19 protein-coding genes are annotated in these 18,753 nt (G+C 40.6%); 3 read left to right on the forward strand and 16 right to left on the reverse strand.

All coding sequences use genetic code 11. From position 1 onward, the window contains the following. Positions 1-69 precede the first annotated feature (69 nt). Together FTU75_RS04305 and FTU75_RS04310 are read right to left on the reverse strand one after the other, a co-directional pair. On the reverse strand, positions 70-1,413 hold the full coding sequence (locus tag FTU75_RS04305; protein ID WP_180115227.1) for an amidase: 1,344 nt from the start codon (positions 1,411-1,413) through the stop codon (positions 70-72). Continuing rightward, complete coding sequence (locus FTU75_RS04310) at positions 1,410-2,705, reverse strand: MFS transporter (RefSeq protein WP_180115228.1); 1,296 nt, start codon at positions 2,703-2,705, stop codon at positions 1,410-1,412. The genes FTU75_RS04305 and FTU75_RS04310 overlap by 4 nt, the downstream gene beginning before the upstream one ends. 97 nt (positions 2,706-2,802) lie before the next feature. Between FTU75_RS04310 and FTU75_RS04315 the strand changes: the two genes are divergently transcribed. Further along, a complete protein-coding gene (locus FTU75_RS04315; RefSeq protein WP_180115229.1) occupies positions 2,803-3,771 on the forward strand; it encodes an Lrp/AsnC family transcriptional regulator in 969 nt (322 codons plus the stop codon). A 38-nt stretch (positions 3,772-3,809) separates the two neighbouring features. Here the strand turns inward: FTU75_RS04315 and tsaD are convergent, their stop codons facing one another. Next, the gene (gene tsaD / locus FTU75_RS04320) at positions 3,810-4,826 is read right to left on the reverse strand and encodes a tRNA (adenosine(37)-N6)-threonylcarbamoyltransferase complex transferase subunit TsaD (protein WP_180023873.1); all 1,017 of its coding nucleotides are present in this window, start codon (positions 4,824-4,826) and stop codon (positions 3,810-3,812) included. A 146-nt stretch (positions 4,827-4,972) separates the two neighbouring features. Between tsaD and rpsU the strand changes: the two genes are divergently transcribed. Further along, entirely contained in the window at positions 4,973-5,188 is a 216-nt protein-coding gene (gene rpsU, locus FTU75_RS04325) for a 30S ribosomal protein S21 (RefSeq protein ID WP_001136722.1), read from the forward strand. Positions 5,189-5,227: 39 nt separating this feature from the next. Further along, the gene (locus tag FTU75_RS04330) at positions 5,228-5,674 is read left to right on the forward strand and encodes a GatB/YqeY domain-containing protein (protein WP_078193617.1); all 447 of its coding nucleotides are present in this window, start codon (positions 5,228-5,230) and stop codon (positions 5,672-5,674) included. A 113-nt stretch (positions 5,675-5,787) separates the two neighbouring features. Here the strand turns inward: FTU75_RS04330 and FTU75_RS04335 are convergent, their stop codons facing one another. The 13 genes from FTU75_RS04335 to FTU75_RS04395 form a co-directional block, all read right to left on the reverse strand. Next, positions 5,788-6,345, reverse strand: coding sequence for a GNAT family N-acetyltransferase (locus tag FTU75_RS04335; RefSeq protein WP_180115230.1), 558 nt, complete (start codon positions 6,343-6,345; stop codon positions 5,788-5,790). A 46-nt stretch (positions 6,346-6,391) separates the two neighbouring features. Next, a complete protein-coding gene (locus FTU75_RS04340) occupies positions 6,392-6,751 on the reverse strand; it encodes a hypothetical protein (protein WP_180115231.1) in 360 nt (119 codons plus the stop codon). A 121-nt stretch (positions 6,752-6,872) separates the two neighbouring features. Beyond that, on the reverse strand, positions 6,873-8,312 hold the full coding sequence (locus FTU75_RS04345) for a M48 family metalloprotease (protein WP_180115232.1): 1,440 nt from the start codon (positions 8,310-8,312) through the stop codon (positions 6,873-6,875). An 85-nt stretch (positions 8,313-8,397) separates the two neighbouring features. Next, complete coding sequence (locus FTU75_RS04350; RefSeq protein WP_180115233.1) at positions 8,398-9,369, reverse strand: D-glycerate dehydrogenase; 972 nt, start codon at positions 9,367-9,369, stop codon at positions 8,398-8,400. A 20-nt stretch (positions 9,370-9,389) separates the two neighbouring features. After that, on the reverse strand, positions 9,390-10,037 hold the full coding sequence (locus FTU75_RS04355) for a hypothetical protein (RefSeq protein ID WP_180115234.1): 648 nt from the start codon (positions 10,035-10,037) through the stop codon (positions 9,390-9,392). A gap of 172 nt (positions 10,038-10,209) precedes the next feature. Continuing rightward, on the reverse strand, positions 10,210-12,099 hold the full coding sequence (locus FTU75_RS04360; RefSeq protein WP_180007308.1) for a M48 family metalloprotease: 1,890 nt from the start codon (positions 12,097-12,099) through the stop codon (positions 10,210-10,212). A gap of 91 nt (positions 12,100-12,190) precedes the next feature. Continuing rightward, entirely contained in the window at positions 12,191-13,729 is a 1,539-nt protein-coding gene (gene purF / locus FTU75_RS04365; RefSeq protein ID WP_180115235.1) for an amidophosphoribosyltransferase, read from the reverse strand. A gap of 24 nt (positions 13,730-13,753) precedes the next feature. Then, entirely contained in the window at positions 13,754-14,341 is a 588-nt protein-coding gene (locus tag FTU75_RS04370; protein WP_078188866.1) for a CvpA family protein, read from the reverse strand. Between the two features lie 5 nt (positions 14,342-14,346). Further along, positions 14,347-15,348: a quinone-dependent dihydroorotate dehydrogenase gene (locus tag FTU75_RS04375; RefSeq protein WP_078188867.1), complete on the reverse strand. Its 1,002-nt coding sequence runs from the start codon at positions 15,346-15,348 to the stop codon at positions 14,347-14,349. A 90-nt stretch (positions 15,349-15,438) separates the two neighbouring features. After that, positions 15,439-15,918: a type II secretion system protein GspM gene (gene gspM / locus FTU75_RS04380; protein ID WP_168378926.1), complete on the reverse strand. Its 480-nt coding sequence runs from the start codon at positions 15,916-15,918 to the stop codon at positions 15,439-15,441. Continuing rightward, complete coding sequence (gene gspL, locus FTU75_RS04385; RefSeq protein WP_180115236.1) at positions 15,918-17,057, reverse strand: type II secretion system protein GspL; 1,140 nt, start codon at positions 17,055-17,057, stop codon at positions 15,918-15,920. Before gspL ends, gspM begins: the two co-directional genes overlap by 1 nt. A gap of 27 nt (positions 17,058-17,084) precedes the next feature. Then, entirely contained in the window at positions 17,085-17,540 is a 456-nt protein-coding gene (locus FTU75_RS04390) for a histidine phosphatase family protein (RefSeq protein ID WP_078193626.1), read from the reverse strand. A 79-nt stretch (positions 17,541-17,619) separates the two neighbouring features. Next, complete coding sequence (locus FTU75_RS04395; RefSeq protein WP_180115237.1) at positions 17,620-18,693, reverse strand: NAD(P)H-dependent glycerol-3-phosphate dehydrogenase; 1,074 nt, start codon at positions 18,691-18,693, stop codon at positions 17,620-17,622. Between the last annotated feature and the right edge of the window lie 60 nt (positions 18,694-18,753).

The raw sequence follows: 18,753 nt of genomic DNA on the forward strand, positions 1-18,753 counted from the left end.
AGCCAAAAAACTAAATAAAAAAAGAACCGCTATAGCGGTTCTTTATTATTGAATATGACAAATAATTCTTTAATTCTGACAAATAGGTGGAAGCACAGAACGAATACCTAAACCATTGGCAATTTTCTGCACTGTGTTTACCACATTAACATCATTAGCTTGAGATGAAACCAACTGAATACCCATCGGCAGTCCGCTTTCACTTTGAGCCATTGGAAAAGCATAACTTGGTGCATCTAAATAGTTAAATGGACGCGTGTATTCACCCACATGACTAAACTCGGTATCCGTTGAGCTTGACACAGCTGCAAGGAATGGGCTCACTGGAAACAGCAAACATCGACCATTTAAAGAAGCTTTAAATGTCTGCTGAAACTCAGTTCGCTCTGCAATCAATGACTCGTATTTTTCCTGTGAAATACTCTTACCGCGTAGCACACGCTGACGAACTAATTCCCACATCTGTGTTTCAGCATTTTCAGCTGTATCGCCATGATATAAATAACTTTCATAAGCAATAATGTCAGACGTCCGGTCCGATAAATTATGAAAATCGAAATGTGCAGGTGGTTGCCAGTTTTTAATTTCGATTCCCAATGATTCAATGCGTTTTAGCCCTTCGCGCCAAAGGGTTAATACCTCAGGCTCAAGCGGATATGGAAATGCAGATTCATCTAAAGCATAAATTACATTTTGACTTGATGCCGCTCCAACATCTTCATCCATCAATACATTGACTAAAGCGCTAATATCATCTGCAAATCGTGCAAAAGGCCCTAGAGTATCTAAAGTTTTGGATAAAGGTACTGCACCCGTGTCGGCAACTTTATGGGCTGAAGGTTTAAAACCAAATATACCATTTAATGCTGCTGGTGTACGAATCGAACCACCTGTATCACCGCCAAAGGCCATAGGACTAAGACCACTAGCCACAGCAACCGCTGAACCTGAAGATGATCCACCCGGTGCAAATTGCTGCTCTGCCCACGGGTTTTTAGGTGTGCCTTGCATTGGATTTTGACCAGACAAACCAAAAGCCAACTCGGTCATTTTAGTTTTACCTAAAATCACTAAACCTAAATCTTGCAATTGATCAACCAGTTTACAGTTCGCTTGCGCTATTTGATCTAAATAAACCGTACCTGCATAGGTGATATGACCCGCTACATCCAGATTATCCTTTAGTAAAATTGGCACACCATGAAATGGACTCAATCGTGTGCCTTGCTGAAGCAACTCATCTAAATGTTGTGCCTGTTGCAAAGCCTCGATTTCGAATAATTCCGAAATACAATCTAGATGTTTAAATGTTTGGTTTCGATCAATATAAAATTGAACTGTCTCTACTGAAGTTATCTTTTTGCAGGCAATCTGGCGACCAAGCTCAAGTGCAGATAAATTCACAATATTCATTTTATATCTTCCAAACCTTTTCCTGCCGTTTCAGGCATTTTCATAAATGTGATTAATGTTAATAATGCGCCAACCAATACCATAAAATAGAAGTAATCTTGTTTACCAATACTTTGTAGCCAAGTTAGCACATACGGTGTTGTGCCACCGAGTAAAGCCACCATCAAGTTGTAAGGTGCGCCAATGCCAACTGCACGAACTTCTGTCGGAAACTGTTCAGACATGACAGCTGGGCCAATGGCGGTATATAAAGCATATAAAACCAAGCCGAAAAGCTCGACCAATAAAATTGATGCAAACGTGCCATCCATCCATTTAATGATTGGATAAAAGAACACTAAATATCCCACGGCAAATACGATCAACTGTGGTTTACGCCCAATTTTGTCTGATAGCCAGCCAAACACAGGCTGACACAGCATAAAGATAATTAAGCCAACAGTATTTGCAGCAAAGGCTGTTTGTGGCTCTGCGCCTAAAACTTTAATGGCATAGGTCGGGACATAGACCACAAAAATATAGAATGCAAATGTTGTTAAGATAGAAATACCCACAATACGAAGCGTTTCTTTCGGATGACGTTTAATCAGTACGGCCAAAGGGTTCTTCACTGATTCTTTTTTATGGGTCATTTCGCTATCAGGTACTGATTTACGAATCCACATACCCACTAAGCCGCCAATCGCACCCAAAATAAACGGAATACGCCATCCGTATTCGCTCATTTGCGTTTCAGTTAAAGCACTTGTTAAGGCCCAAGCAAGACCTGAGGCCATCAAAATACCAATCGCTGAACTAAAAAACATAAAGCTCGAATAGAATCCGCGTTTATTTTTTGGTGCCATCTCTGAAAGATAAGTTGCCGCTGAAGCGAACTCACCACCCAAAGATAAACCTTGAAGTAATCGCGCTAATACCAAAATAATCGGCGCAAAAATACCAATTGATTCATAGGTTGGTGAAAGACCAATCATCAAAGAACCACCTGCCATCATTATGATGGTTGCGGCCAAAGCTGCTTTTCGACCATAGCGGTCAGAAAAGATCCCCAATACGATTCCACCTAATGGACGCATGAAAAAACCTACAGCAAAAATTGCGAAGGTCGCAAGCAAGGATGCAGTTGGATCATCTGATGGGAAAAATTGTTTCGCGAAAAATACTGCAAAAGTTGCATAAATCGTCCAATCGAACCATTCAATAGCATTTCCTACAGTTCCTGCAAGAATAACTTTCTTTTGTGATACATTTCCTTGTGTGGAAATTGAGTTTTGCATTTTTGACTCATCCATAAGCGTCTCATTTAATATTTAGACATAAATACAGGTTGTATTTTATTTTCTAGACTTAAATTTAGATTATAATTAGTTTTTAGACAAGTCAATCATCATGAGTGAATCTTTTAGTTTCGACGAAATCGATACTGCATGCATCAAAGCTCTTATCTCCAATCCGAGAGGATCATGGCGAGAATTGAGCCAGATTAGTGATGTCCCTGAAAAAAAGCTGTCTCGACGTCTAGGTAGATTGCTAGATGACCAAGTTATACGAACTGCAATTGAATTAAATCCTGTGGTTGCCAATAAGGGTTACACCGTTCATGTCTGGATCAGTGTGAAATTTGGGAAGGAAAAAGAAGTTGCGCAATTTTTTGCAAACCGTCCAGAAGTACGCATTGTTTTTCTAACCACAGGACTTGCCGATATTTTCCTTGAAATTGGATTAGAAAAGGCCGCCGATCTCTCTGTTTGGATGCATGATTTTGTTACGCATATTCCGGATATTAAAACCGTAGAAACCCAAGCCGTATTAAAACCATTTACTTGGGCAAGCAAACCCAAAGCTTTAGAAGGTACAAGCGATAAAAACGTCAATTTTAGAAGTTTGACTGAAATAGAGTTAAAACTGATTCATGCTCTGTCTATTGATGGGCGTTCATCTATTAAAAGTTTGGCAGAGCAAATCGAACTCAGTGAACATAAAACTCAGAAATTATTGAATGATTTATTGGAAGAAGGCATTTTCAACATTCGTGTCGATGTAGAACCCAGTTTGATGGGCTATAAGTCCGAAGCGATTATTTTGATTAAAGCTCGTCCAGATGCAGCAAATCAAATTGCCAAGACCTTGTCTGAACTTAAAAACACACGCTGCCTATTTGGCATTAGTGGAGATTCACAATTTTTCTGGCATGTCCTATGTAATGATTCAAGTGATTTATGGAAACTCATTACAGAAGATCTTGGTAATTTTGAAGGCATTCAATCTTGCAATACCAACATGGTGACATTGGCATTAAAACGTGCAGGATTTATGCGAAAAATCAGCAGCGCGCAGTTATTTTCAAATTTAGATTAAAAAAAGAACCGCAAATGCGGTTCTTTTTTTAACGATTTTTACGCTTCGTTTGGATTACTTAATTCCGTCATCGGCCAACGCGGTGTAGTTGTAACAGACAAACCATCATGCTGACCCGCTTTAAGACGCTGATAACCTGCAAACGCAATCATTGCACCATTATCTGTACACAGCGCAGGTTCTGCATAAAACACATTTGCACGGATTTTTGCCAAATCAGCCTCTAAGCGCTCACGTAAACGCTTGTTTGCACTTACACCGCCGGCAATAACTAAACGTTTTAAACCCGTTTGTTTTAATGCTTTCACTGATTTTTTCACCAATGTGTCAACCAACGCTTCTTGGAATGATGCAGCGATATCCGCCTCACGACCTTCGCCTTCAACTTTTTTCAATTGAACTGAAACGGCAGTTTTTAAACCACTAAATGAAAAATCTAAACCTTGGTGTAGCATTGGACGTGGAAATTCAAAGGCATTGATGTCGCCATTGATCGCCAATTTCGAAATATTTGGACCACCTGGGTATGGTAGACCCATCATTTTAGCGACTTTATCGAATGCCTCACCTGCTGCATCATCAATTGACTCACCCAATAATTCATATTGACCAATTCCATAAGCAGCCATCAATTGAGTATGTCCGCCAGAGACTAAAAGTGCCACAAATGGAAATTCTGGTGGAGTTTTAGACAACAGCGGCGCCAACATATGACCTTCCATATGATGTACACCAATTGCAGGTTTATTCAGTGCAAATGCCAACGTACGACCAAACAATGCGCCTGTCATTAATGCACCCATCAAGCCCGGCCCGCGAGTATATGCGATGGCATCAATTTCAGATTTATCCATCTGACTTTCTTCAAGCAATTGTTTTAATAACGGAATTAACTTACGCACATGGTCACGTGAAGCTAATTCAGGTACCACACCACCATATTCTGCATGCAGTTTGATTTGGCTATACAATACTTGTCCGCGTAATCCTTGCTCACTATCGTAGAGTGCTAGTCCTGTTTCATCACACGAAGTTTCCAAGCCTAAAACGATCATTAAACTGCCTTTTGCCCATTTCAAAATATTGCGAAACCTATTATAGACTTGTGATATGAGATGTAAATGAGTAAAATACTGACCTTCACTTGTGATCAAGGGTAATTCGACCCGAGATCTTATCCATAACTTAATGAGGATTCTTCATGCCACAAGTTAAATTGAAAGAAGGCGAACCAGTAGACGTAGCTATCCGTCGTTTCAAACGTTCATGCGAAAAAGCGGGTGTTCTTGCTGACGTTCGTAAACGTGAATTCTACGAAAAACCAACTCAAGAACGTAAACGTAAAAAAGCTGCTGCTGTTAAACGCTACCAAAAGAAATTGGCTCGCGAATCAGTACGTACTACTCGCCTTTACTAAGATTAATTTGTGATTGATTGACTAACCTGGACAAGATAAATGACTACTTTAAAAAACCAAATAACTGAAGTTTTAAAAGCCGCTATGCGTGCTAAAGAAATGGACAAGTTAACGGTAATACGTAGTCTACAGGCAGCAATCAAGCAAATCGAAGTCGATGAGCGCATAGAGCTTGACGATAAGCAAGTTCTTGCGGTCATTGAAAAGCAAATCAAACAACGCAAAGAATCGGTTAAAGCCTTTTTAGGTGCAAATCGAGATGATTTAGCTAGTAAGGAACAAGCCGAGATTGAGGTGTTATCTCAATTTCTACCAGAAGCTATGACTGAGGAAGAACTTGATTCCATCATTGCGCAAACAATTACTGCGCAAGAAGCTACTAGCATGAAAGATATGGGTAAGGTGATGAACTCTCTACGTCCGCTCATAGCCGGACGTGCCGATCCTGCACAAGTTTCAGCTAAAATTAAAGCGAAACTCTCTTAATCTTTCATCTATATTGTTTGATTTGGTCTATTTAAGTACGCTGATGACTTAAATAGCCAAATTATCCAAATTCAAAAATAATTCAAATACATACATCATTTATTTTTTCTTTATTATCTAACGATTTCATACTTGCAAATATCTCGCCAACTTCCATCTACTGGATTTTGAATTGCCGCTTCATCAATTTCAATCAATTTAAAATTTGCTCGTTCACATAGACGTCGCGCTCGCTTTTTTTCCACATCTACAAAAGCGTTTAATTGCTGAAATCCTAGACCATTTAATAATTGATCCACAAATAACTGCAAGGCTTCAGTCATCAAACCCTGCCCTTTAAATTCAACATTTCCCCAAAATCCAACGGCAGCTTGATTTTCCATCCAATTGATTTGATGAATATCCATGACACCTAGAAAGTTATGCGACTGTTGCTCACGAATCACATAAACAAAATTTTCCTGATTTAACGCTGCCAACACCCTCGAATCACAAAATGCCAATGAAGCATCCAAACTAGGTTCTTGTAAGGACCAAACTAAACTTGCAGGAAACATTCGTAAGGTCTCTATACTTTGACAGATCGCTTCATAAAGTGCTTTTGCATCGTGACGCTGAATCAACTGAAGCGTGATTCTGCCATGACTTATATCAAAATCATCGAGTTTCATTTTTTTCAGTTTCTCGCAATGATTTAAAATGTTTGTAAAACCAATTTTAATTTAGGGCACACTGCACATTATATTTTTTTAATAATTGCATCTCTTTTGATGCGATCACCTGTTGAATCACATCCTGCTTATTCATAGTACGGTACTCACGATCTAAAAATGCACGATTTTCGTCTGCAGCACGATAAAGATCATTCACATAAGTCTGAACAATACCGCAGTATTTCACTTGTTGGTCTGCTTTAAATCCCTGTTGCTGCGGGTCTAACTGACTAAAAAATTGGCGTACATCAGTTTTATATTTTTCGTTAATATCATTCACAGCGATCACATATTGTTCTGCGCTAGCTGCTGCAATATTCGTTGCTAAGCCCAACAGACAGGCCGCCAAAATCATATTTTTCATTTGTAAGTTCTTAATCATAAATATTTTACATCCAGCTAGTTTACACTGATTTATCTAAGCCACTAAAACTACAATTTGCACTTTATAATCGACATAGATAAGTGCATCACAGTTGAAATCTTTATATTTTTAATTTCCGTTCATTTTGCATTTCGTCTACACGCTGCTTAATTTTTGCAGCAAGACTTTTCGAGTCTTTGGCGATGCGCTGCGCTTGTAGCAAAGATTTAATCGCCCGTTCTTCATCCCCGCCCCAATACTCTACTTCAGCTCGATATCGCAGCACATTGACCGAACGGAAGCTTGCATCTTTGTCTGCATCAGCCATTTGCAACATCAGTCGCCAACCACTCAAGTCGCGTGGATTTGCTTGTAAAAATCGCTGTAGAATCAGTTGTGCTTGCGCATATTCTTTGTTTCGAATCAAAGCCTCTGCATATTTATAATTTAATGCACGATTTTCAGGCATGATGATTGCCGAACTTTTTACAGCGTTCACGGCTTCAGCCGCTTTATTTTGGCCCAACAGCACATCTGTCTGTAAAATCGTAAAAAGTGCATGCGATGCATTTTGTTTTGCTGCTTCATTTAATAACTTTTGAGCAGCAGTAAAGTCACCTTGCTTAATATGCAAGCTCACCAAAGCCAACTCAGCTGCATAATTCTTTTGCGCCACCATCGCATTTAATTGTAATTCAGTCGCCTGACCTGACAATACTCGACTATACCAGCGCAGAATTTCAAAATCTTGATCAACCAAACTAGTTTTAACTTGAGGCAACTGATTGGCACGTAAGCGCGCTTCGCTCATACGCTCCGTGGTTAAAGGATGCGTCAACCAAAAATCAGGCAGAAAGCTCACTCGACTCGTAGAGCGATGCATCACTTCAAAGAAGTCAGCCATGCTCTGTGGATTGTATCCAGCACGGTACATATACTGCATCCCGATGCGGTCTGCTTCACGTTCTTGATTGCGGCTATAGGTTAGCTGTTTATCCATCAAAGCGGCTTGTGAACCCATCATTACAGCCGCACCTACATCACCATCTGCCTGTGAGGCCACCAAGGCTCCGACCAAGATACCGGCTAGTGACAATAAACCTTGCCCTTTAAAGGCTTCTTGTGAACGACTGTAATGACGTTGTGATACATGTGCAATTTCATGTGCCATCACCCCTGCCACTTCATCCATATTACGTGCTGAATTAATTAATCCCGCATTTAATGCAAACAAGCCACCTGGTACAGCAAAAGCATTAATTTGTGGATCATTAATTAATAACAAACCGACCGGTTGATTAAGTTGAGTTTGGCTCAAAATATGCGTAAAGACAGATAAAAGACGATCTTCCATCCACGGATTTTCAGTCACAGGAAGTTGACGATGCACCTCACGATACACTTTCTCACCAATGGCACGTTCTTTTTGTTGATCCAACAAGCCGACGCCACTACCTATTTCAGGCACAGAAAATTGTGGGGATGAACTAAAATCTACGGACTGCGTCTGCGCCAATGTCGAACAAAGCCCGAGACCACATGCCAGTAAAATCTTTTTCAAAGTCTATTCTCTAAATTTCATATTCGTACTTCATCGAATATAGCATTGAATTTTGGTGAATTATGGAGAAAACTGTTGTGATTGTTTATTCAAATTTTGGATTGACCACATAGCGTGGCGCGCGCTCATGTACCAAAACATCCACTAGATTTTGATAAGCCAATTCCGCCATACGTTTACGAGTTGCCGCTGTAGCTGAACCCACATGGGGTAATGTCACGACATTGGCTAATGTAAATAATGGCGATTCTTGAAGTGGCTCTTGCTCATACACATCTAAGCCTGCTGCAAAAATTTGACCATGACTTAATGCATCGATTAAAGCGGCTTCATCAATTACTGAACCGCGTGAAATATTCACCAATACCGCATGCGATTGCATCAAGGCCAACTCACGTTCACCAATTAAAGCTTTCGATTCTGCATTTAAATCCACTGCAACGACCACAAAGTCAGCACGTTGCAACAAATCATCCAAATCGCAATATTGCGCTGATAACGATTCAGCCAATTCAATTTTTTCTCGGCGATTATGATAGAGTACATTCATATTAAAGCCGTAGCGAGCACGACGCCCAATGGCTGCGCCAATATGTCCTAAGCCAATAATTCCGATGGTTTTAGCAAAGACATCCATACCAAATTGCTCAGGACCCACTGTACGCTTCCACTGCCCTTGTTTGGTCCATTGATCCAATACAGGCATTTTACGTGCTGCACTCATCAACAAGGTAAATGCTAAATCTGCTGTAGTTTCCGTCAATACATGCGGAGTATGGCTCAACCAAATATTTTTTTGATTTAAAAATGCTAGATCATAGTTGTCATAACCGACACTTACACTTGAGATGACTTTTAATCGTGATGCATGAGCTAAATTTGAGGCATTCAACAAACGTCCCGCACCAATCATGGCATCAGCATCTTTTGAATGCTCAAGAATTTGCTGATTCACATCGCCCAATTTAGGACTAATTTGGAAAACTTTAAATTGTTGTTCTAAACGTTGAATTATTTCTTGATCTATTTGACTAAAAACCACTACTTTTTTTTGCATAAATTTTCCATTTACGTAATTTAAGTATTTTGTCCTGCCTTATTTTGCATAAATTGCCATAGGCGTTTTTTCAATAAAGGCTGTTCAATCATTTGCTGTAAAGATGCCAATGGATACACCTTCGCATGCTCTAAATGCGGAATATCGCCTAGGCAAATGACATTTTTATCCAAGCTCATCGCATCGATAAAACCCTGTACATAAGATGCTGCACCACGACCATCTTGCAAATTCACCCAACCAAAAGGCCACTGTAAGGCAAAAAAATTGGCACTGACTGCGCGCTGAATATTGCTCCACAAAACTTGCTGCTCTGCCGTTAATTCTGTGGCATCAATGACAATGACACAGTGCATTAAACAGATGGCTTCTAAGTTAAACGAAGGGATTTGAACAATTGGACGAACTTCAACAGGCTCAACAACCTTTGGTTCATCTTTAGGTGCTTCTACAGATTGATTTACAACAATATCAACGTTCTTTTTAAGCTCAGTCTGTGATGAAACAGGCGTTGGCTGAGACTCATTTTTGAGTAGAATTTCAGAGACTATTTCAGGAGCCGCCTGATCTCGCCAAATATTTGAGCTAAATTGCTGACACGGAGCCGCCTGAGGAATCCATATATCAATTCCCATTGCCGCCATTATGCTTCGCTGATGCCCAATCATGCTTTCATTTTCACCTATTCAAGGCTTGATATTCTAACGGGATTAATTGGTTTTTGCTGAACTTTTATAAATCAATTAGATCATACTATTTCTTTAAAGATTCTGTAGACTTGCTCAGATTACTTTTCATTGACACTTTTAATCTATTCATAAATCAAGCCGCTATAAATAATTATACGATCATTAAACTATTTTTCTTTTGCATTAGTTCAACTATCTCAGCTGATTCAAATCCAATACGCCAATATAGTAGCTGCAAAACATCCAACTCATCTTGCGTGATAATTCGATCATTCCATAAACATATTTCAGCAACCCCAAGAATGCTTAACCGCTCACGCAGCAGCAGCCCAGAAATATCATTTAGGATTTCAGCCAAATCAATTGGCTCATCAGATATATCGCGATAGAACTCTAGTTCTTCTTTCGTTAAGATTCGATTGAGGATTTTTTCACGCACTTCGAGTTGGTTATCACTGTTAATTTGTTGCACATGCAACAAGGCATCAATCAAACGCACAATACTCGGTTTTACATCTTCTAAAGATGTAGGCGTGTGTGCAGGCAACAGATTTAATTCATATTTGACTGTTTCAAGCAGCAAGGCATCGAGTAAACCAATTTCACCATCTTCTTGAATAATTTTGGCCAGCTTGGTTAAGAACTGCCGTGAAATTGTTGCTGGCATGGTACCAATATTTTTACATGCCTCATGAAAAATTGAGATATGCACACGACCATCAAGATTCAATAAGGCATCCACAATCGCACGACTGACTTCAGCTTCAGTCGGAATAAATTCTCGATACTGACGAATCATTAAAATCGCAACCATCACCTCACGCGAACCGGTTGCAGTTTGTAAGGCACGTTGGATCAATTCAGGCCGCTGCCAATTTTCACGAATCTCAGGGTTCAACGGTTTAATTGCATCTCTTATCGCAAAACTAATCGGTGACAAGCGCAGTAAAGGTAATGGTTGTGGCGAGTTCCATGGTGTTGCAACATCTGGACTAGCTTCTTCTAGTGAACGGAATAAATAAAATAGCGGCTGGTTTCGCAGTTTTTTTAAATTTTCTAGTTGCAGGTCATGAATGAGCGCTGGATTTAATTCAAAAATGCGCTGTTCAATACTCGGATGAATATTCATCCAGTTTTGCGGACTGAGTGAGTTTGCAAAACACATATGAGAAATCGATTCCGCATATTCACTATGAATTTGCGAACCTGAATGATGCACATAAATCCTTAATAAGGTTTGAATATTGGCATCATTTTGAATCAGACGTTTGGTTTTCTGATCATTACGATAGGTTCGAGAACCCAAAGAGATATATTTAATAAAGCGGGAAATCAATACACCTAAGCTTCCGATCAACCAAATGACCGCGCCAATCGCAACAAAAAGGGTTTCAAACTTATTGTCCCGTGCTTGTCCATTTTTATAGAAGCCACGTTTTGCAATTTTACTGCCCCACTGACTAAAGGTCGTCAACCCGCTATATAAGATTTTCAAACGGGTATTTTCCGCAGCTTCCCCCGACAAGATCTTATTAAATTCATGGCTCAGCAAACCATACATTTCCATCTCATCTAGGGTTTGTAAGGCGCCCCAAGTTAAAATGATCGATGTATCTCGAGGGCTAAAACCAGCGGTGAGCGCATTCACACCCACTTCATCAGGTAAGACATAAAGTGCGGGAGTATCGATTAGAAAGGTATCTGCCAGCTGCTCAGTCATACGCAGTGCAACACTTTCTTCAGGAATACTTTCAATCAGACTCAGACGTCGCGCACCTAACTGTTTGGCAAGTGAATAACCACCTAAACGAAAGGTGTAAAAATCATAGAGAACAGAAACCAACATAATCAGCAGCACAGCCGCCACTAAAAATGGGCTAAGGACATGCCAATAGATAGACTGAGTGGAATCATAATAATCCACAATTAAACCGACAATTACATTAATAATTGCGACGGTCAAAAACACTGCCGCCATACACATGGTGACAGGCCAAAACATATTTTTGTTTTTTATAAAATCATAACCCACACGTCTCAATGTAATACCCTTAAGCTACATTGTCTTTTGTTTGCTCATCATAAATGAAAAAAGCGGGAAATTCCCGCTTTTTCAGTATGTTTTCAGCAGATTATTCTTCGCGAACACCTGTTAAATCCACAGAAGCTGCATCAATGTTAACATCGATATAAGCTGGCTTTTCATTTTTTGCAGAGTCATTACGCTTACGCTCTAATGCTGCCAAATATTCAGCATCGATACCACCTGCCACATATTTACCATCAAATACCGAGCAATCAAAGTCTTGTAACTCAGGGACTTTCTTGGTGCGTACTGCAGATTTTAGATCTTCCAAGTCTTGGAAAATTAGGCGATCAGCACCAATAATTTCACGAATTTCTTCAACGCTACGTTCAGACGCAATCAGTTCAGATTTGGCTGGCATATCAATCCCGTACACGTTTGGATATTTCACCATCGGTGCAGCAGATGCAAAGAATACTTTTTTCGCACCCGCATCACGCGCCATTTGAATGATTTCATTACAAGTCGTACCACGTACAATCGAGTCATCAACCAAGAGTACGTTTTTGCCTTGGAACTCTAGCTCTACAGGGTTGAGCTTTTGACGCACAGATTTCTTACGAAGTTGCTGACCCGGCATAATGAAGGTACGACCGATATAACGGTTCTTCATGAAGCCTTCACGGAATTTCACACCTAAGGTATTTGCAAGTTCTAGCGCCGAAGTACGTGAAGTATCAGGAATTGGGATCACGACATCGATATCGTGCTCATCGCCCCATTCACGTAGAATTTTCTGAGCAAGTTTTTCGCCCATTTTCAAACGTGCTTTGTAAACTGAAATACCATCAATAGTCGCATCTGGACGCGCAAAATATACGTATTCAAAGATACAAGGACGATATTCAGGGGTTACTGCACACTGCTTGGTCGACATCACGCCATCAGCAGTAATATAAATTGCTTCACCCGGTGCAATATCACGTTCAACCTTAAAGCCGAGCGCGGTAATTGCGACAGATTCAGACGCAATGATATATTCCATACCATTTTCAGTTTCACGCGAACCGTAGATCAATGGGCGAATACCATTTGGATCACGGAAACCAACAAGGCCCTGACCGGTGATCATAGCAACAACCGCATAACCACCTTTGCAACGTTCATGCACACGTGATACCACGTGGAATACATCTTCAGCGCTTGGTGTAAGTTTTGCGCGTTTTTGCAATTCGTGAGCAAATACGTTTAATAATACTTCTGAGTCTGAATCGGTGTTCATATGACGTAAGTCAGTCTTGAACAAGTCATCATGAATTTCAGCAGCATTAGTTAAGTTACCATTATGTGCAAGCGTGATGCCATAAGGTGAGTTTACATAGAATGGCTGAGCTTCAGCACTGCTTGAAGAACCAGCAGTTGGGTAACGAACATGGCCAATACCATAATTACCCTGTAATGCACGCATATGACGTGTGTGGAACACATCACGCACCATACCCGTATCTTTACGCAGGAATAAACGACCATCCTGACAAGTTACGATCCCGGCTGCATCCTGTCCACGATGTTGTAACATCGTTAACGCATCAAACAACATTTGGTTAACAGGTGATTTACCAGCTATACCAACTACTCCACACATAGCAACCTCGCAGACAAGCTAGGGTTAATAAAAAGGATTATTTGTTGACTCACCCGATCCAGAACGTCCGTGCTTGTTCTGCGACTCAGATGGGAGGTCTGAAGATTTCTGAGCATCTTCAGACTGAATATGATGAAGTGCTTGATTTGCAGCATCTTTGGACAATTCGGTTGCCCAAGGCGCATATGGCAATAATGACTGAACCATTTTAGATTGTTTCCAATGTGGTGAACTTTCTACCCAAGGACCTAGCCCCTGCATAGTGATCAGCACCACCAACAATCCTTTTAAGCTTCCAAAAACACCACCTGCCAGTCGATTTAACGGACCGAGCTTTAATGTTTTCAAAATACTGTTCAATAACCATGTCGCGACCCAAGTCATGACTACAATCAACAATACAATAAATGCGAACGCGGCAATCTTCTGTACCACTGGATCTGTACTTAAAGATGTCATCGAAGGTGCAAGGACGGTTGCATACTTTGCCGCAATGACAAGTGCAAGAATCCATCCAATGAAGTTCGCAAAGGCTTTTACAAATCCTTGACGCAAACCGTTAAGCCCTCCAATGAGCAAAATAATCAGTATAAAGATATCAATGGTATTCATGATATTTACAATGCGTCTACGCAGTCTTTTACAAGTGTCGGACCTGTATATATGAGGCCACTATACACTTGTACAAGGCTTGCTCCTGCTTTTTGTTTCGCAACAGCATCCGCGCCCGACAAAATACCACCAACACCGATCAATGGAATTTGACCGTTTAATACTTTAGCAAAAGCCGCCAAACATGCCGTACTTTTTTCAAAGACTGGTGCACCGGATAGACCACCAGCTTCATCGCCAAATGGAAGGCCTTCAACACCTTCCCGTGACAAAGTCGTATTGGTGACAATCAGACCATCAATTTTAAATTTTAACAATTGTTGGGCAATAAAATTAATGTCTTCAGGTTCTAGATCTGGTGCAACTTTAAGTACTAAGGGTACATAATGTTGATTTTCATCCGCCAACTCGAGTTGACGTTTCTTGAGCGTCTCTAACAGTTCAGTCAAAGCATCACCGCTTTGTAAGCTGCGAAGATTTTTTGTGTTAGGAGATGAAATATTAACGGTAATATAAGAAGCGTAGTTATAAACTTTTTCTAGACAAATCAGATAATCGTCAACTGCTTTTTCAACAGGTGTGACTGCATTTTTACCGATATTGATCCCAAGTACACCCTTAAATTTTGCAGCTTTGACATTTTCGATCAACTGATCCACGCCATCGTTGTTAAAACCCATGCGGTTAATAATGGCTTTTGCTTTCGGTAAACGAAATAAACGAGGTTCAGGGTTCCCTGATTGTGGAAGTGGTGTAATTGTACCAATTTCAATAAAGCCGAAGCCCTGGCTCGCCAGCGCATCGATATAAGCACCGTTTTTATCAAGACCGGCTGCTAAACCAACAGGATTAGGAAATTCGATTCCCATACATGTCACTGGTTTAGACGCCACGTTTTGACGCATCATTCCCATCTTGTGAGAAGATTTCAACAGCGATAATGTCAGCTCATGTGCACGCTCTGGTGCTAAAGTAAACAACAAAGGGCGGGCTAGAGAATACAACATATCTATAAAAGTCTACTGCTTTTTAAGTCGGCATATTATAGGCACAGCACAGATAAAACACCATGCTTAGCAGATCTTTATTTTTACCGATTATTGTACACTCGCTGTTAATTTAACCTGTCCTGCTTCAGAACTTAATTCCATCTTTTCAATACTTAAGCCCATTTGAACCAATTGCGTCAAAAAATTGGCCAGAATTGCATAATTTTCATGCATCACTGCAATCTGTATTTGCTCACCGACTTGTTGAGATGCTACTGACAAGCCCTGTTGTTGCGATACACGCTGAACTTTTTCCAACGCGCTCAGTTGTGTATCACCTGCTGGCTTCATCGTGACGGCATTACTTTGCATCCAAACAACAGTATCTTTGAGTTCATTCACGCGCTTTTGTTGAAAATTTGCAGCTTTGTTCATATAAAACAGTGCCGAACCAATCGCTGCCACTACAACAAAAATTGTGGTAAAGATCACCATGACTCGTTCACGAGTAGAAAGTTGGTCTAAATAATCAGTGATGCGCTCAATTTGCCCATCTATACGTTGCTGTAGGTTTTCCATTTTTATCATTATTGTATTTTCACCAATCCAATCGCGCCGTTGGCACTTGGTTGAATATTCCCTAATTCGACTTTAAAACCTTGTTGTTTTAATTGATTAGTTAGGGTTTGTAATACTTCTGCGGAATTAGCTTTTAACTCCATATTCAGCATCGAGGATTCATAGCTCACACGATTTGCAGAAATTTGGTTTTGCATTAGAACAGGACCAACACGGCTCAGTAAGGACAGCGCCTGCGCATTGCCGGTTTGACTCTGACGCAATTGTGACTCGAACTGGCTTTTCAGCGTTTGTTCAGTGACAGGATAGCTTTGCCCAAACCAATATTTAAACTGATCAATCGCTTGTGCCGCAGTGATATTGGCCACTTTTTTGTATTGATACCAACGAACTGCATCATAGCTAAACTGTGTAATTACAGCCGCGACCAAAACTGCTGCACATGCTTTCCAATAACCGCTTACACCCGTATTGGTTTTGGCTTTCGGCAAAACATTGAGTGGATGTTGTTTCGGTTTTTTTATATTGGGTAATTCATAATGAAACGATTCAATGTGATCATGCGTTACAGTGGCTTCAAGACTATGCGTCTGATCTGAACTTAGATTTGAAATCTTATAGTTCGGCTGACCAATTTGATAATCTAAGTACAATGCCAAATCATCAACAGACTGACCGACATATTCACTATTTCGGACCAATAAATGACCGCTGACATTTGCCAAAACATGTTGCCCAGCTTCTGGGCTTGGCAAGACCAAAAAGTCAGGTAATAACGAAATGACTTTCACAGGGATTAGTGTCAAAGCATGCTGCATCGTTTCGACTGCACTATGCGCAACCCCCATGACCGTTAATTCATCTGGACTTTGAAAATGATGCAATACTTTCATTGCATCCAAAGGCAAAATGACATATTCCTCAAGTAAATATTTTACGCCGTCTGGGCCAAGTTTTTTATATTGGTTTTTTGGAAAATTTTGCTGAATGATTTGTACATCACGACTTGGAAAGAAAACAACCGCTTCCTTTCCCGCATGTGGCTGAATTTCCTGAATCAATTGTTCAAGCGTCGATGACTGCTTCCAGAAATCCCCTTCTGACCATTGCCAAACCCCATTGGCGTCGGGCATCCATAAATACAACATTAATTTTTCTGCCGTTTTAATTGGTTTTTATGTTGATGGTATAAACGTTTTAATTTGTGTTGATAACCCTGGAGCAATGACCGCTTGTTCATAAATGCGCGCTTCTGCCAAAGCATAGGGATTAAAATATTCTGAGACTAAAACACTGGCCATATGTGCCACAACGTTCATATGGCACACCACCACAATAGACTCATACGGTAAATGTGACAACCATTCCACTGCAACTTTGGCATCATCTTCCGGTTTAATGGCATTACAAATAACCACAGGCACATGTGGAAAATGTTTTTGCAAAGATGAAAGTGTTTGCTGCGCCCGCAGTAGCGGACTCACCACAAAAACGTCTGGTTGAATTATATCTTTCAAATATGCTGCAGTTTCTGCCGCTTGAGTTTGTCCGCGCGCTGTTAAAGGACGCTTTTCATCATTCCCCATTACTGGTGGAGCAGCTTCGCCATGCCTAACCAATGTCAGTTGCATAAAATTTCCTTATTCTATTCCGCACATTATATACAGCCAGTATGACAAAGCTATGTGTATTGCATATTAATCAGCAAACTTAAACTTGCTGATGTGGCAAGACAAATTCAACATCACTGCGATGGCCATTTTTCATCAGTGACAATGCAATATTCAGTGCCGGCGCACCTTCAAAAATCACTTCGTACAAGGCACTGGTAATTGGCATATACACACCGAGCTCGTCAGAGCGTGCGCGTACTTGCACAATAGTATTAATCCCTTCCGCAGTTTGTCCCAGTTCTTTGGTCGCTTGTTCTAAGCTTTTACCACTGCCGAGTGCAAAGCCGACTTGGTAATTGCGGCTGAGTGGACTACTACAAGTTGCAAATAAGTCACCGACACCAGATAAACCTAGGAATGTTAATGGGTTTGCGCCTAATTTCACTGCAAAGCGGCTCATTTCTGCCAAAGCACGTGTCAAAATCATACTCTTGGTATTTTCACCGACACCATAAGCCGCAGCTAGACCCATCGCGACTGCATAGATATTTTTCAGAGCACCGCCCAATTCCACGCCATGCACATCATCACTGGCAAATACACGGAACAAAGCACTGTGCAGCGCTTGTTGAACAGCATAACGAACCAGTTCAGATTGGCTTGCGATCACTGTTCCTGCTGGTTGTCCTGCAACAATTTCCTTCGCCAAGTTTGGCCCTGAAAGCACACCATAAGGGACTTCAGGAAGTTCTTCACGAATAATATCGCTCATAAAGCTAAAGGTATTGGCTTCAATACCTTTGGTTAAAGACACCACTGCTTGTGACGTGATAAAAGGCTTGATCTGCTTTAAAACACTACGGAAAGAATGGCTCGGAATAGCCACTAAAATAATGTCACGATTACATACTGCTTTTTCTAAATCTGAAACAGCAAGCAAACCAGCTTCTAATTGAAAATCTGGCAAGTAACGTTTATTGATATGTGTTGCATTGATATCCGCAGCCACCGCCTCATCACGAATCCATATCATGGTGTCACAGCCATTACGTACTGCGGTATTGGCCATCGCAGTACCAAAACTCCCACCACCCAACACCGTAACACGTAGTGCAGTTTTTTGATCGACTGACACAGGGCTAACAAGACTTGCAAAATCAAGTTCTGACATTGTTCTTTTATCCTAATTTCTTAACTAATCGATCTTGTTCAATCGACCTATTTTTCACTT

It is taken from the genome of Acinetobacter sp. YH12140 (assembly GCF_013418475.1).
GTDB lineage: Bacteria > Pseudomonadota > Gammaproteobacteria > Pseudomonadales > Moraxellaceae > Acinetobacter > Acinetobacter amyesii.

Coding starts and splice junctions, on each gene's coding strand:
- FTU75_RS04395 (WP_180115237.1), bottom strand. CDS start 18,693: ATGTCAGAACTTGATTTTGCAAGTCTTGTTAGCCCTGTGTCAGTCGAT.
- purF (WP_180115235.1), bottom strand. CDS start 13,729: ATGTGTGGAGTAGTTGGTATAGCTGGTAAATCACCTGTTAACCAAATG.
- gspM (WP_168378926.1), bottom strand. CDS start 15,918: ATGATAAAAATGGAAAACCTACAGCAACGTATAGATGGGCAAATTGAG.
- FTU75_RS04315 (WP_180115229.1), top strand. CDS start 2,803: ATGAGTGAATCTTTTAGTTTCGACGAAATCGATACTGCATGCATCAAA.
- gspL (WP_180115236.1), bottom strand. CDS start 17,057: ATGTTGTATTTATGGATGCCCGACGCCAATGGGGTTTGGCAATGGTCA.
- FTU75_RS04370 (WP_078188866.1), bottom strand. CDS start 14,341: ATGAATACCATTGATATCTTTATACTGATTATTTTGCTCATTGGAGGG.
- FTU75_RS04350 (WP_180115233.1), bottom strand. CDS start 9,369: ATGCAAAAAAAAGTAGTGGTTTTTAGTCAAATAGATCAAGAAATAATT.
- FTU75_RS04305 (WP_180115227.1), bottom strand. CDS start 1,413: ATGAATATTGTGAATTTATCTGCACTTGAGCTTGGTCGCCAGATTGCC.
- FTU75_RS04390 (WP_078193626.1), bottom strand. CDS start 17,540: ATGCAACTGACATTGGTTAGGCATGGCGAAGCTGCTCCACCAGTAATG.
- tsaD (WP_180023873.1), bottom strand. CDS start 4,826: ATGATCGTTTTAGGCTTGGAAACTTCGTGTGATGAAACAGGACTAGCA.
- FTU75_RS04355 (WP_180115234.1), bottom strand. CDS start 10,037: ATGATTGGGCATCAGCGAAGCATAATGGCGGCAATGGGAATTGATATA.
- rpsU (WP_001136722.1), top strand. CDS start 4,973: ATGCCACAAGTTAAATTGAAAGAAGGCGAACCAGTAGACGTAGCTATC.
- FTU75_RS04340 (WP_180115231.1), bottom strand. CDS start 6,751: ATGAAAAATATGATTTTGGCGGCCTGTCTGTTGGGCTTAGCAACGAAT.
- FTU75_RS04330 (WP_078193617.1), top strand. CDS start 5,228: ATGACTACTTTAAAAAACCAAATAACTGAAGTTTTAAAAGCCGCTATG.
- FTU75_RS04310 (WP_180115228.1), bottom strand. CDS start 2,705: ATGGATGAGTCAAAAATGCAAAACTCAATTTCCACACAAGGAAATGTA.
- FTU75_RS04375 (WP_078188867.1), bottom strand. CDS start 15,348: ATGTTGTATTCTCTAGCCCGCCCTTTGTTGTTTACTTTAGCACCAGAG.
- FTU75_RS04335 (WP_180115230.1), bottom strand. CDS start 6,345: ATGAAACTCGATGATTTTGATATAAGTCATGGCAGAATCACGCTTCAG.